Source organism: Flavobacterium aestivum, from assembly GCF_026870175.2.
Lineage (GTDB): Bacteria > Bacteroidota > Bacteroidia > Flavobacteriales > Flavobacteriaceae > Flavobacterium > Flavobacterium aestivum.
The window spans coordinates 3533634-3546301 of sequence record NZ_CP113977.2 but is presented as its reverse complement, the minus strand read 5'-3'; the positions used below and the strand labels follow the sequence as shown (position 1 = coordinate 3546301).

At 30.1% G+C, this 12668-nt stretch carries 17 protein-coding genes; 9 read left to right on the top strand and 8 right to left on the bottom strand.

Annotated elements, in window-relative coordinates; translation table 11 throughout:
- Window positions 1–111: 111 nt before the first annotated feature.
- From blaOXA to OZP08_RS15265, 3 genes are read right to left on the bottom strand one after another with little or no spacing between them, the layout of a single operon-like run.
- Window positions 112–927 carry a class D beta-lactamase gene (gene blaOXA / locus OZP08_RS15275; protein WP_268846955.1) on the bottom strand — a complete coding sequence of 272 codons (816 nt, stop codon included), beginning with the start codon at window positions 925–927 and terminating at the stop codon, window positions 112–114.
- A 34-nt stretch (window positions 928–961) separates the two neighbouring features.
- The gene (locus OZP08_RS15270) at window positions 962–1738 is read right to left on the bottom strand and encodes a hypothetical protein (RefSeq protein ID WP_281322248.1); all 777 of its coding nucleotides are present in this window, start codon (window positions 1736–1738) and stop codon (window positions 962–964) included.
- A gap of 51 nt (window positions 1739–1789) precedes the next feature.
- Window positions 1790–2119: a winged helix-turn-helix transcriptional regulator gene (locus OZP08_RS15265; RefSeq protein ID WP_281322247.1), complete on the bottom strand. Its 330-nt coding sequence runs from the start codon at window positions 2117–2119 to the stop codon at window positions 1790–1792.
- A gap of 115 nt (window positions 2120–2234) precedes the next feature.
- Here OZP08_RS15265 and OZP08_RS15260 point away from each other — a divergent pair, with 115 nt between their 5' ends.
- Window positions 2235–2855 carry an NAD(P)H-dependent oxidoreductase gene (locus OZP08_RS15260; protein WP_281322246.1) on the top strand — a complete coding sequence of 207 codons (621 nt, stop codon included), beginning with the start codon at window positions 2235–2237 and terminating at the stop codon, window positions 2853–2855.
- The gene (locus OZP08_RS15255; protein ID WP_268846952.1) at window positions 2845–3585 is read left to right on the top strand and encodes an SDR family oxidoreductase; all 741 of its coding nucleotides are present in this window, start codon (window positions 2845–2847) and stop codon (window positions 3583–3585) included. Before OZP08_RS15260 ends, OZP08_RS15255 begins: the two co-directional genes overlap by 11 nt.
- Window positions 3586–3706: 121 nt before the next feature.
- Here the strand turns inward: OZP08_RS15255 and OZP08_RS15250 are convergent, their stop codons facing one another.
- The 5 genes from OZP08_RS15250 to OZP08_RS15230 all read right to left on the bottom strand — a co-directional run bounded on the left by OZP08_RS15250 (window position 3707) and on the right by OZP08_RS15230 (window position 7241).
- Complete coding sequence (locus OZP08_RS15250) at window positions 3707–4756, bottom strand: serine hydrolase domain-containing protein (protein WP_281322245.1); 1050 nt, start codon at window positions 4754–4756, stop codon at window positions 3707–3709.
- 131 nt (window positions 4757–4887) lie between these two features.
- Window positions 4888–5280: a VOC family protein gene (locus tag OZP08_RS15245; protein WP_268846950.1), complete on the bottom strand. Its 393-nt coding sequence runs from the start codon at window positions 5278–5280 to the stop codon at window positions 4888–4890.
- 296 nt (window positions 5281–5576) lie between these two features.
- Window positions 5577–5930, bottom strand: coding sequence for a dimethylsulfonioproprionate lyase family protein (locus OZP08_RS15240; protein ID WP_268846949.1), 354 nt, complete (start codon window positions 5928–5930; stop codon window positions 5577–5579).
- A 12-nt stretch (window positions 5931–5942) separates the two neighbouring features.
- Window positions 5943–6362: a DoxX family membrane protein gene (locus OZP08_RS15235; protein ID WP_268846948.1), complete on the bottom strand. Its 420-nt coding sequence runs from the start codon at window positions 6360–6362 to the stop codon at window positions 5943–5945.
- Between the two features lie 90 nt (window positions 6363–6452).
- Window positions 6453–7241: a helix-turn-helix domain-containing protein gene (locus tag OZP08_RS15230; protein WP_281322244.1), complete on the bottom strand. Its 789-nt coding sequence runs from the start codon at window positions 7239–7241 to the stop codon at window positions 6453–6455.
- Between the two features lie 197 nt (window positions 7242–7438).
- On the opposite strand from OZP08_RS15230, the gene tssD reads away from it, so the two are divergent.
- From tssD to OZP08_RS15195, 7 genes are all read left to right on the top strand, one after another.
- Window positions 7439–8965: a type VI secretion system tube protein TssD gene (gene tssD, locus OZP08_RS15225; RefSeq protein ID WP_281322243.1), complete on the top strand. Its 1527-nt coding sequence runs from the start codon at window positions 7439–7441 to the stop codon at window positions 8963–8965.
- Window positions 8966–8976: 11 nt separating this feature from the next.
- The gene (locus OZP08_RS15220) at window positions 8977–9615 is read left to right on the top strand and encodes a hypothetical protein (RefSeq protein WP_281322242.1); all 639 of its coding nucleotides are present in this window, start codon (window positions 8977–8979) and stop codon (window positions 9613–9615) included.
- A gap of 298 nt (window positions 9616–9913) precedes the next feature.
- Window positions 9914–10498 carry a hypothetical protein gene (locus tag OZP08_RS15215; protein WP_281322241.1) on the top strand — a complete coding sequence of 195 codons (585 nt, stop codon included), beginning with the start codon at window positions 9914–9916 and terminating at the stop codon, window positions 10496–10498.
- A gap of 78 nt (window positions 10499–10576) precedes the next feature.
- Window positions 10577–10921: a hypothetical protein gene (locus OZP08_RS15210; protein WP_281322240.1), complete on the top strand. Its 345-nt coding sequence runs from the start codon at window positions 10577–10579 to the stop codon at window positions 10919–10921.
- Entirely contained in the window at window positions 10918–11349 is a 432-nt protein-coding gene (locus tag OZP08_RS15205) for a hypothetical protein (RefSeq protein ID WP_268846942.1), read from the top strand. Before OZP08_RS15210 ends, OZP08_RS15205 begins: the two co-directional genes overlap by 4 nt.
- A gap of 95 nt (window positions 11350–11444) precedes the next feature.
- Window positions 11445–11858 carry a helix-turn-helix domain-containing protein gene (locus tag OZP08_RS15200; protein WP_268849531.1) on the top strand — a complete coding sequence of 138 codons (414 nt, stop codon included), beginning with the start codon at window positions 11445–11447 and terminating at the stop codon, window positions 11856–11858.
- Between the two features lie 189 nt (window positions 11859–12047).
- A complete protein-coding gene (locus OZP08_RS15195; RefSeq protein ID WP_281322239.1) occupies window positions 12048–12602 on the top strand; it encodes a hypothetical protein in 555 nt (184 codons plus the stop codon).
- Window positions 12603–12668: the final 66 nt, after the last annotated feature.

Here is a 12668-nt window from a genome sequence, read left to right as displayed (position 1 = left end):
TTTTGGGATAAAAAAATGGATTGAGTTTAGGAGAATTGTCTTCGTTTCTTAATGCTTTTTTGAAAAATACATTACAGTATAAAGAGACTTGAAATTATTTGATCGGTATGACTATTTAATAATCTTCAGTTTTCTAAAAGCTTCTTTGGTTGAATTTAATCGAATCGCAGGAAATTCATCCATATTGGTTTCTTTCTTTTCAACATTAGTGGCAAAAAAATAAACAGTATTATTCGTTTCTAAATACCCCACTAACCAACCATTATTGATTTCATTTCGCATTCCCCAACCTGGTTTTCCACTTAGAGTATAACTTTCGGTTTTCTCGATTATCATAATGTCTTTCAAAATATTTTCGGTTCGTTTAGAAATGGGTAATTGGGAGTAATACAATCTTTCGAGAAAGTCTATTTGCTGCATCTGGGAAATTTTGGATTTTCCTTGTAACCAAAAATTATCAATGGTCAAGGTATCGAAAACCATTCTGGGATAATTCAATTTCTTTAGATAGGTTTTCATTCTATTAACCCCAATTTTTCTTGCCACTTCTTGGTAACAGGGAACACAGGAAACACGAAATGCTTCTTTGAAAGTTAAATCTTTTTCCCATTTTTTGAAGTTTCGTTTCTCTCCGTTCCATTTAAAAATAACCGAATCATTTTTTACCACTCCTGTTTCTAATGCGATAATTGAATTTGGAATTTTAAAAGTTGATGCTGGAATGATTCCCTTTTTTGTCCATGAAAAATCATTAGAATAATAGGTTTTGTTTTTTATATCATAAATTAAAACTGCCCCTTTTACTTTTAGACTATCCAATATTTTTCCAAATTCTGGTTTTATAACTTCTTGTTTGTTCTTTATTTGAGCTTGTATATTTCCATTTGCAAATACAATTAGACTTAAAAGAATCAGTGCTTTTCTCATTTTGATTGCGTTTTTTTAGAAGTTAATACAGAGTTTATATTTTTTCGAAATAGCTTCCTTTAAATTGATAACGTATTTTGTTTTTTGTGATTTTTCCATCAGCATTTATTAACGGAATCACAATCGTTTGGTTTTTCTTGTCATAAATCAAACTCATATAATCACGACTTTCTATACCGTCTTTTCTATCACTATTGGATGAACTTGAGAGGTCCACATCATAAGTTAAAGTGTTTTTTATGCCACTTTTTGTTTTTATCAGTTTGGCATTTTCATTCAATGCGCCATTTTCAAGTGAAAATATTTTGGCTTGGTATAAATAAGCGGCACTACTTCCTACTTTTACACTATTGGTAACATAATAGTGCTTGTCATTTGCTTGTATATCATTGATTTCATAAAAACGACAACCACTATCATAGCCTTCTTTCTTATTTAATTTTGAATATACTTTTCCATCAATGCTATATTGAAAAACATTTGTGTAAAATTGCATCGTACCACCTTCAAATGTATTCCAAGTGTATATTCTAAAGAGTCCGTCTTCTGATGTAATTATAGTAAGATCAGTCTTGATTTTCTTAAAGTTATAGGTTAATGTTTTAGGATTTGTTGCAGTGAATTTCAAAATTAGTTTTTCAAATTCTTTATTGTATTTTGCTAATGAATCATAAGAACCTTCATTTTGGTTGTCACTCCAGTTGATTCTTTTTTCGATTAAATCATTCAATTTGTTTTCCAATAAATTTAAGTCTTGGCTAAATAGGGGAGTTTTAAAAAGGATAAGGAATAGTAAAATAGATTTTTTCATTAATTATTTTTATTTTGGATTCAAGTTTTAGCGTTGTGTATGCAAATTATCTTATAAATTATGGGTACTCCATTCCATCATCTTTTCCATAAGTTCGGATAACGTTTTTCCTTTTTCGGTTAAATTGTATTCTACTTTTGGTGGAATAACTGGATATGAAATTCTATTTATTATATTTTCTTCTTCTAAACTTTTTAATTGTTGCGATAACATTTTTTGTGTAATTCCAACGATTGTTTTGTCTAACTCATTAAAACGCATTGTTCCATTCTTTAACAAAAGCCAAATAATTACAGGTTTCCATTTTCCGCCAATTTTTTCCATGAAAGTTGTAATTGGACATTCATTTGCATTTTTATATTTTTTTTCAAAAACTTCCATAGTGTAATTGTTTGATTATCAATTTTTATAACTTAAAAGTAAGTACATTACTTTTTGGTAAGTACTTGTCACAAATATAGTAAAGATATAGTTTTGTCAGAAAAATAATTTAGATATGGAAGACAAAAAAAGAATATTACTTATCAATACACACCAAAAATATGATGGAGTTTCTGAGGGAAAATTAAATAAAACATTAGCAGGACATGCGAAATCATATTTTGAAAACAAGCAATTTGAAGTTATGGAGACTTTTGTCAATAACGGTTATGATCCTACAACTGAAGTAGAGAAGCATTTAAGAGCTGATTTAGTTATCATTCAAACACCAGTTTTTTGGTTCAATACTCCATGGATTTATAAAAAATATGCTGATGAAGTTTTTATGGAAGGATTGCTTTCTCAAAAAATGCTTAATGATGACGGAAGATCAAGAAATGATGCAACAAAACAGTATGGATCTGGTGGAAATTTAGATGGAAAAAAAGTAATGGTATCTGCAACCTGGAATGCGCCGATTGAAAGTTTTGACAATAAGAGTCAGGCTTTTTTGAGTGGGAAATCTGCGAATGATGTTTTATTCAATGTTACTTTAAACTATAAATTTTGCGGGTACGATGTTTTACCTAATTTTCATTGTTTTGACGTTGTAAAAAATCCAACAATTGATCTATATATGGAGCAGTATAACACACATCTTGAAATAATTTCTAAAATGATATATAATGAAAACTAAAAAAACAATTGTAATTACGGGCGGAACAACAGGAATTGGATTTGCTTGTGCTGAATATCTTTTAGAGGAGGGGTACGAAGTTATTATAACAGGGCGTACAAAGGAAAATTTAGATGCCGCTTTGTCTAAATTAGGAAATGGGGTTACTGGATTTTTGTCAGACACTTCCAAACTATCTGAAATTAATCAACTAGTTAACTCGATTGAAAAGAAGTTTAATAGAATTGATGGTTTGTTTATAAATGCAGGGATTTTTAAAGCGGCAAGTTTTGAGAATACCAGCGAAGAAATTTTTGATGAAACGATGGATGTAAATTTCAAAGGTGCTTTTTTTACAATTCAAAAATTTATTCCAATTATGAACAATCCCTCAAGTATTGTTTTGAATTCTTCGGTAGTTGTATTTAAGGCTTTTGCCGACACAAGTATTTATACAGCCACTAAAGCAGCAATCGAAAGTATTGCAAAAGTGTTGAATTTAGAACTTGCACCAAAGGGTATTCGGGTAAATGTAATTAGCCCAGGTGTTACAGAAAGTCCGATTCAACAAAAGTCTGGGATGAGTGATGATGCAATAAAAAATATGTTAGAACATTTCTCAAATACATCTCCAATAGGAAGAATTGTTAATCCAAAAGATATTGCTCCAATTCTGGAGTTTCTAGTTTCTGATAAATCACTGGTTTTGAGAAATGAAAAGATTATTGTTGATGGTGGGACTACAATGTAAGTAGCATCATTATAAACAACTGCCAATATTTTGCTGCTTGTCGAGATTGAAGAATTTGAAATCCCTTGTTTTTTAACTTAAACAGGAATATTTAAGTTCCAATCTCGACAAACTGCAATTGTTATTGTATCAATTTACTGTTCATTACTATCTTTTTGATTTCTATTTCAAAATAGTAGCTCAAATCCATCTTTTCATTGATTTGGTTTTCTAATATTACGATGGTAACATCTTTGCTTGGAAAATATAGGTTTGTAGAAAGGAAACCATTTCCCATTCCGGTGTGACCAATATATTTTATGGGTTCTTTATCGCTAATTCTTATTCCGTAGCCATAACCCACTTTTTCTTTTCCAAAGACATCGTGTTGTGCTGTTATAGAGTAAGTGGTCATTAGTTTATAAGTTTCTGGTTTTAGAATTTTTCCTTTATGCAAGTTGTTATCCCAGATTGTCAAATCGTTTACAGTAGAAATTATTCCGGCAGCTGGTACGTTTTCTGGAGTGATTGGTTTATTTTCTAATACTTCGAATGTATTGTTGCTGTTTATATATCCCGATACAAGATTTTGATTATTGTCTTTTGTGTAGCAAAATGTATTCTTCATTTTGAGTTCTTTAAACAATTCATTTGCAACTGTAGAATATGATTTCTTAGTAGAAAATTCAACAATCTTTCCTAATAATGCGAATGAAGTATTTCCGTATTTAAAATCAGTACCCGGTTTAAACAACAATTTTTTACCCAAATCTTCTGGGATTCCAGCAGAAAAATTTAGCAATTGGTGCACTGTAACCGAATCTGCCCATGTTTGGTTTAGGTTGGGCAAGTATTTTTTTATAGGTGACTGCAAATCTATTTTGCCTTTTTCTACTTCTTTCAAAACTAAAGTAGCGGTTACTTGCTTGCTGTTTGACATGATTTCGAATTGATCATCGATTTTCAATGGCAGCTTTTTTTCAAAATTAGAATATCCGTATGCTTTAGAATATTTTGTTTTTCCATTTAGTGCAATTAGAATCGCTCCGTTGAATTGTCTAACATTTGTTGTTGTAATTAAACTGTCAATTTTAGCGGTGTAATCATCCTCTTTTTTTTGACCAAAAGAATGGCATCCTGTTAATAAGAATATGAAAGCAATAAAGTAAATAGGTTTGAAATAGTGGGTCATTTGTTATAGTAAAATTTATTATTTCTGTTTAATAGTGTTGTAAAAAAGTATTGTCATTCTGGGTTTTTATGCCGCTAGGATATCTTTGTATTGAAGTCGATTATTATTCCTTGAAGGGCAGTTTTTGTATTTCAGCCCATTGGCGTACATATCTCAATTAGAAAACCGTCAAGGTCTCTTAAATAGGCAACAACTTGTCCCCATGGTTTGGTTTTTGGATTTTCAACAATTGTCGCACCAGCATGAATTGCTAACTTGATTGTTTCTTCTACATTGTCTGTTGTAAAAGCAATTTCAATTCCAAATGGTTTGTTTGTCAAACTACTTTCAGTAAAACCGTCTTCTAAGTTTGATTTTGCCAATGTTATCGAAGCAAAAGAAAGCGTTGTTTCGCCTACTAAAAGTTCTCCATAGTCATTTTCGGGTGTTATAAATTTCCTTGTAAAGCCAAATGCTTTTTCGTAAAACTCAAGTGCTTTCGCTACGTCTTGGACATAAAGAATTGTGTAAGCAAATTTTACCATATTGTCGATTTTTTTATTGTTGTTTTTCGATTGTTCTGTATGCTGTATCAGTAATTCTGTTGAATGAAATCGTACTTAATTTGTTTATAAACAGAGATTTGTGTCTTTGTTAACAAAGCGATTTTGTATCACAGATTAGTTTTTTAGCAGCTAACGAATATAGATATATTTTTATTACAAATTGTTAAAAGAAGTTTCGGTATTTTATAAAAAATAACAACCACAGAATAATGATATATTCTGTGGTTGTTCTAGTAGTAGGTATAGGCAATTGGATAAAATTTATAGATTTTTGGTTATAGAATTTCTACTTCTTCGGGTACTATAAATAGGATGGTACAACCCGTTTCTGTTCTCACAGCATGTTTAAAACTAGGTGGCGTATATAAATAATCACCAGCTTTTAATGATGCTCCTTCTATAATAGCCTCGCCTTCAAGTATAAATAATTCCTCGCCTGCTGGATGATTGTGATAAGGATAACTGGTTCCTGGTTGAAACTTTAAAAGAATGGTTGTAGATCGCTGGCTTTCTGTGTCAAAGCGAAGTGATTTTACAAATACGCCTTCATAATGAATACCTTTCTCTACTAAAGGATGCCATTCTTGTTGTTGTGTGTTTACAATGTAATCGTGAATGTTTTGGCTCATGGTTCTAAAATTTTATTGATTTAATAATTGATTAATACTCCATTTGTTGGTTGGAAAATTGGCTAAAAGATAGGCTGCGGCACTAAATACAAATACAGAATAGTCTAACGGTTCTTTTACACCGAAGGAAAAAGTCATTGCTAAAGCAAATAATAAGGTAAGAATCGCGGCGAAAGAGGCTACATAGCGTGTTTTATACCCCACTAAAAGGAGAATTCCCAAAAGAAGTTCTAAAACGGTGCTTGTTACAGCAAGGGGTGAAATGAAAGCTTTAGGTACAAAAGAATTGACCTGTTCTGTATAGCTTAAAAAGTTTTGCCAACCAGATGATTGATTTCCCCAAAGGTTTAATCGGCTTGCAACGGCTGATAAAAAACCTGATGCCAATGCTAATCGTAATAGTAGTGAAGCGATGTTTTGTTGAGTGTTCATACTTGTTATTTTGTGGATTAATTACAAGTACAAAGTTGAAGCATTCAGCAAGCCAAAAAAATAGACAATCTTCAGAAAAACATATAAAATTTATAGGACAACATTCTTTTTGTATTCCTTAGGGGATAATTGAGTATGTTTTTTAAAGAAATTAGAAAAATAAAAAGGATCGTTAAAGCCTAATTGAAAAGCGATTTCCTTGATAGATAAATTATGATAGAGCAAAAGTCTTTTGGCCTCTGAAATCGTCAAGCTAAAAATAACATTTTGAGCCGTTTTATTGGTATGTAATTTGGCTAACTCATTAAGTTTAGCCTCTGTAGTAAGTAATATTTCTGCAAATTTTGACAATGGATAATTATCTGCAAAATGAGTTCTGATGGCTTCCAGAAATTTAAGAAACAAAGCGTCTGGTTTCCAGATTTCGTCTCCGTTTTCTACTTTGGCTCTGTTCAGTTCAACCAAAAGAAGTACTATATAATTGCGAATTGAAATTAAATACTGATACGGTTTCTCGTTTAGTTCAACTTCTATTTTTTGTAATAGATCCTTAAAAACAGCCGTATTTTTAAGCGTAATTATTTCATTCATCCCAAAGTGACAGAAAAGCCCATTATGGAAAATCAGCTCAATGTCATTATCATCTTTACAAATAAAATCAAGTGTAAATTCTATGATATCCAGTTGTCCATTAATTTCTTTAAAAAAATGAATTTGCCCAGAAGTAATAGTAATCGCTTGGTTTTCACGGAGTATAAACTCGTTTTCGTCTATTACAATAGTGGCATTACCTTGTTTGCACGATATAAGAATGTATTTTAAAACTCTTTTGGGTTTTGTTGCAACCTCTAATTGATTTATGGATTTGAACTGTATCATTTTTAAGGTACTAATTTTATCAGATTTTAAGGATGAAAGATAATCTTTTGTTTCTTAATATGGTTACCCTTAAAATCTCAGAATCAAAGGAAGTTGTTTTTAAGAAAAGACGCAAAACTAAAACATATTTCGTCAGTGTTTTCGGCATTAATTTATATATTTGAAAAAAAACTTTAGACGAAATTGTACATAAATAAATGACAAACGCAAAATTATATTTTTTAGGAGAAGAGCGAGAGTTGCTTTGGACAAGTATGAGTTATGATAAATTTACTTGTGCAAAAGGCTCTCCAAGATCAGACATGGAAGGCGGCATGATAACATTGGTATTTACTACACAAGAAAATGATGATGTTTTTATGCATAATATGACCAAAGAAGTGGAGCTAGAAACAGATAGAATGGAAGATGGAGAAATACATTTTTGGGACAAAGGTTTTAATGAAGCTGTAACCAGAAAATACAAATTTAAGGACACCTATATTGTTGAGTTTTCGGAAATATTCTCTACTTATCATGCAGGCAATATGCAAACTCAGCTTACCATTTCTCCTGCCATACAGGATTATGGAGCAAAATTGGTTAAGCATTGGAATAAATCCTGGATCCCGCCAAGTGAACCCGTACCATACCAACCGCAAAAAGAAGAGGAGAAAGAAAAAAGAGTAATACTAACTTTTGATGCCAATAGTAGCGACATAAAAGAAGGAAAATTTGGCTTTGACAAATTTGACTCTGGTCTGAAAAAAGTATTCAAGGGTAAGGATTTCACAGAATTCGAAAACGAGTACAACCCTATACTAGTCTATAGTGAAAAATATTTCCCGGTTTGGGTAAGTATGCGAAGAGGGCAAACCATAACCTTGAAAATCAACGAAGATAAACGAAAAAACTACGAGCTTTTTAATGAAATTAGGTTTAGCGAAAATCCAGATTTTACATTCGTGCCCGCAAACCTCAAAGATGCCAAAGAAGTACAAATAACTTGCAACAACTCAGGAAGCCAAACCCAAATAAATATTGAGGGTGATGGCGAAGTAGTTGGAGCTATCAACTTCTTTTATCCAGAGCCCAAAGAAGTAAATGTGCGTTGGGTGGTCGTGAATTTTAATGAAGGAGACAAGGACATTATTGAAGGCCAAATTAAAATCAAAAACTTAAAAGACTATTGTAAAACTGCTTTCAATCCAGCGTTAATTGATATTAAAATTGTAAATGAAAATTCTGAAAACCTAGATATTACACTTCCTGTAACAAATAAGCCAGAACAAGCCCATATTGACAGAATGAAAACAAATCTTGAAGTTGGCAAAAATGACAGCGTAATACAAGACGATAAAAACAAGATAAATTTAACAACAGCATTAAACACTTTACATTTATTAAGACAAAAGAGATTGCAAGCTGATGAAATCACTCTGTATTTATCAAATCTTAAAAGTGGTTCAATTACACAATCACCAACGGACAGTAATAAAGACCTTATTTCATCTAATAACGGAGCAACTTTTGGTAATTTATGCCTAATGTTTTTAGGGAATGATAGACAATATATGTACCCATCAGTAGAAATTCCTCACGAAATAATGCACGCGCTAGGCTTAAAGCATACATTTGATGAAAGAGAAAAATATTATTTTGAAGGTGAAATGACAAAAAACTATATGGATTATTCTCTTGAAAAAGAATATACTTGGAAATGGCAATGGGATTTATTACACTAAAGCAACAAATTATGAAAACATATATATTCATTTTAGCTCTTTTCTTTTTTGCTTGTTCATCAAACAAGCAATTACAATATGACACATCAAATTGTGATTTTAATGATAAAATTCTTGACATTGATAAGACAATAAATATTGAGCCATATAAAAATGAGCTTTATAAAGAAGGATATTCTACTCTACTTGAAAATGATAGTATTGAAATTACTGTTGATACAAAATCAGATGGATGGAGAAAATATATTATTAACAAAATATCAAATATTGAAAAGCATATATTATATGATAAAAAAACTTTAAGAATAATACATTTATATTCATTTTACAACAAAGGCAATTTCAACATTGGTAACGAATACATCTATAATGACCAAGGTCAAGTAATCAAAACTATCGATCATAATCAATATAGTAAATACCCAATTTGCTATAAAGAAATTATACAATCAACTATAAAAAAAGCGGGGAGTAAATTTTATTTTCAAGCACTACAAAGAGATTCATTAATTAAGAACAATGAAAGAGAATATTCTTGGAAAGTTTATTTTGCATCTCATAGAACAAAAAAGTTTGAAATAATAAAACATAAATTTTTTAGAATAGATGCCAAAACTGGAAAGACAATAACGGAAGAAATTGTAAATTAATAAAGATGGTGTGATTGTTCACTTGACAAAGAATATACTCGGAAATGGCAATAGGATTTATTACACTAAAAAATAAAATCATGAAACCATATTTAGCATTTTTAGTGCTCTTTATTTTTGCTTGTTCTTCAAACAAGCAATTGCAATCAGACAGGTCAATTTCTATACCATGAAAAATAAATTTTTAATATGTTTGTTTTTAGCTTTTTTCTTTCTTGTATCAAATATTGAAGGGTATTCACAAGAAAAAAAATGTTATACAGATTCCATTTTTACTGTATCGAAAAATGAAATGTTTTTGAATATAGATATAAATGAACTGAAAAAGGGAGAATTAGTTTTAATTGATAATGAGCTATATAGTGTTACCTATTCACTATATAGTGCTTCAAGAGGGGTTCTTAATATAAAAATTGATAAGCAATTAGGGGTTGTTAAATATCTCGATTATTCATTAGAAGGCAAAATATCGCAAGTTTCTTTCAATAGTTCGTCTGGAGAAGCAAAACTATTTAAAGAATACGATTTCGATAAAGAAGGTAATATAGTAAAAGAAATAGACAATGATAAAGGTTACACTATTTGCTGGCAAGAAGCAATAGAAATATGCAAAAAACTTATAGGAGAACGAGAGTTAAGAAAATACAATATCAAAGATTTTGCATTACGAAGAGCGGACTTAAATGACCGTCCTAATGATACGCCTTTATGGATTGTAAGACCTATTGCCCGAAAAGAAGATGGTAGTGTCTATGAAAACAATCTTCAGGATAAATATTACAAACACAACAAAGGTGATTTGTATTACTATATAGACGGTACTACAGGTAAATCGAAGAAAAAAATCATGAAATGGACTCTCTCTACAAACGACCAATTATAATTTTTTAGTATAGATGCCAAAACCGGAAAAACAATAACGGAAGAAATTGTGAACTAAATAATAATTAGAATAACCAAAATGAAAAAAATCTATTTACTATTAATTATAATTATACACTTTAATGTTTTTAGCCAAGAAAACTTATCTAATGAAGGCTATTTTAATTCTAAAAATGATAAGGAATATAACATTTATAGAGATACAATATCTAATAAATACTTTTTAATAAATGATAACGGAAAAATAAAACTTAAAAATTATAAATATATTGGTAATTTAAGCAATCAAATTCTGCAATGTCTTGATGATAAAAATCAAATGATATTTTTGGATACCAGATTTAAGAAATTAAAAAAAACAAGGTTAGCATTGTCAGTATGTGGAACAGTTAATACTTACGAATATAATATTGAAAAAAAGTGAATAAGTATGTTGTAACGGAAAGAATCTTGCCATTTCGTTTGCATAATGACACAATAAAAGCGAAACCGATCGATTCAATTAGTATTGATAAAGTCAATGAAATTTATTTTCCAAATTGTCAAACAACGTTAACTTATGATGAAAACACATTCATATTTGATGATATAAAATATTATCCGCATACTGTTATTATTGAAAAAGATAATCTATTTGGAATTTTAAAAAATGGGAATATTACTTTTTACGATAATATTAGTGTTAAAAATTTCATTATTAAATTAGAAAAGGATCATCATTTTGGGTACTTTGGAATTACTAAAATTAAATACAAAGTATTAGAAAAATACCGGTTTAATCTCGCACGTTTTACCCTAGATAATGGAAAAAGCGGATATATTGATGAAATAGGTAACGAATATTATGATTGATATTCTTGAAAATATTGAAAAATGTATCTTACAAATGCATACTAGTTTTTTACCAAAACCGATTTTTTTTACAGAATTTTAAATATCTTTGGCCTATGAGCACAGTAACAAAACCAAACCATATAGGGCGAAAAATAAGCCGTATTCGCGAACTCCGAGACATGAAGCAAGAAGCTTTAGCACAGGCTTTAGGAACAAATCAACAGGCAATATCTGTTATGGAGAATAGCGAAACTATCGAGGAAGAAAAACTGGTAGAAGTTGCAAAAGCTCTTGGTGTAAGTGTAGAAGCAATTAAAAACTTTTCGGAAGATGGGGTTATTAATTATTTTAATACTTTTCAAGACAACGTTGTTACAACTGGAAGTATTTTTGCAACTAATTGTACATTCAATCCACTTGATAAGTTAGTAGAAGCTTACGATGAAAATAAAAAACTTTACGAACGCTTACTAGCTGCGGAAAAAGAAAAAAACGCTTATCTAGAAAAATTAACTGATAAGAAATAACATACTGCCAAATTTGGTTTTGATAAGAGAGGTTGTCTAAATAGACAGCCTCTCTTTTATATATCCTTATATATTTAGAAAAAGTAATACCGAGAGTTTGTCACACAAAATTACCCAGATTTGGGTGGATTGGAGTGATTAGTCATAGATATATGCATGTTGTACGACATTTTAACCGAACGAAATCTAATGAACGAGAAGGTTTTTAAAACTGATTTTATAAAATTTACAGACCGAATAAAAAATGACATGTTTTTTTGTATTTTGATTATTTTAGGAATAATTATTTACTGGTTTTGTGCCAGCGAAGAAGATTATGGGGAATTAATAGGTTTAGTATTTTTTATAATTGCTGCACTACTTTATACAATAGAAAATTATATAAATTCCATTAATTTTATAAGTGAAATTAGAATTGATAAAGAAAAAATCACTTTAATCGGATATGAATTCAACAGCAAATGGGAAGAAAAAATAGATATTAAAAGAACTGAAATCAAAATTAAATCAAAAGGTGGTAAATCTAACATTCAGTATTTATTGAGATTATCTTGTGATAAAGAGGTTTATGATATTAATAAATTATTTAATTGGGATTATTTTACTATTGTAGAGATTTATAAAGAGTTTAAAAAAAATAAAGAGGAGAAAATAATTCTAGACGAAAAATTCATACTAGATAACGTATTGAACAAAGCTAAAGGATTATCACCATTAGATGTTTTGTTTAACAGAACCAAATAAAAAAACGACGTAAAATAGCTATTACAAGGGATTTAGACATTTGGCTTAATGGAAAGTTGGTTTTGT

Excerpts from the sequence above, each read along its gene's own strand:
- blaOXA (WP_268846955.1), bottom strand. The coding sequence starts at position 927 with ATGAGAAAAGCACTGATTCTTTTAAGTCTAATTGTATTTGCAAATGGA.
- OZP08_RS15270 (WP_281322248.1), bottom strand. The coding sequence starts at position 1,738 with ATGAAAAAATCTATTTTACTATTCCTTATCCTTTTTAAAACTCCCCTA.
- OZP08_RS15265 (WP_281322247.1), bottom strand. The coding sequence starts at position 2,119 with ATGGAAGTTTTTGAAAAAAAATATAAAAATGCAAATGAATGTCCAATT.
- OZP08_RS15260 (WP_281322246.1), top strand. The coding sequence starts at position 2,235 with ATGGAAGACAAAAAAAGAATATTACTTATCAATACACACCAAAAATAT.
- OZP08_RS15255 (WP_268846952.1), top strand. The coding sequence starts at position 2,845 with ATGAAAACTAAAAAAACAATTGTAATTACGGGCGGAACAACAGGAATT.
- OZP08_RS15250 (WP_281322245.1), bottom strand. The coding sequence starts at position 4,756 with ATGACCCACTATTTCAAACCTATTTACTTTATTGCTTTCATATTCTTA.
- OZP08_RS15245 (WP_268846950.1), bottom strand. The coding sequence starts at position 5,280 with ATGGTAAAATTTGCTTACACAATTCTTTATGTCCAAGACGTAGCGAAA.
- OZP08_RS15240 (WP_268846949.1), bottom strand. The coding sequence starts at position 5,930 with ATGAGCCAAAACATTCACGATTACATTGTAAACACACAACAACAAGAA.
- OZP08_RS15235 (WP_268846948.1), bottom strand. The coding sequence starts at position 6,362 with ATGAACACTCAACAAAACATCGCTTCACTACTATTACGATTAGCATTG.
- OZP08_RS15230 (WP_281322244.1), bottom strand. The coding sequence starts at position 7,241 with ATGATACAGTTCAAATCCATAAATCAATTAGAGGTTGCAACAAAACCC.
- tssD (WP_281322243.1), top strand. The coding sequence starts at position 7,439 with ATGACAAACGCAAAATTATATTTTTTAGGAGAAGAGCGAGAGTTGCTT.
- OZP08_RS15220 (WP_281322242.1), top strand. The coding sequence starts at position 8,977 with ATGAAAACATATATATTCATTTTAGCTCTTTTCTTTTTTGCTTGTTCA.
- OZP08_RS15210 (WP_281322240.1), top strand. The coding sequence starts at position 10,577 with ATGAAAAAAATCTATTTACTATTAATTATAATTATACACTTTAATGTT.
- OZP08_RS15200 (WP_268849531.1), top strand. The coding sequence starts at position 11,445 with ATGAGCACAGTAACAAAACCAAACCATATAGGGCGAAAAATAAGCCGT.
- OZP08_RS15195 (WP_281322239.1), top strand. The coding sequence starts at position 12,048 with ATGAACGAGAAGGTTTTTAAAACTGATTTTATAAAATTTACAGACCGA.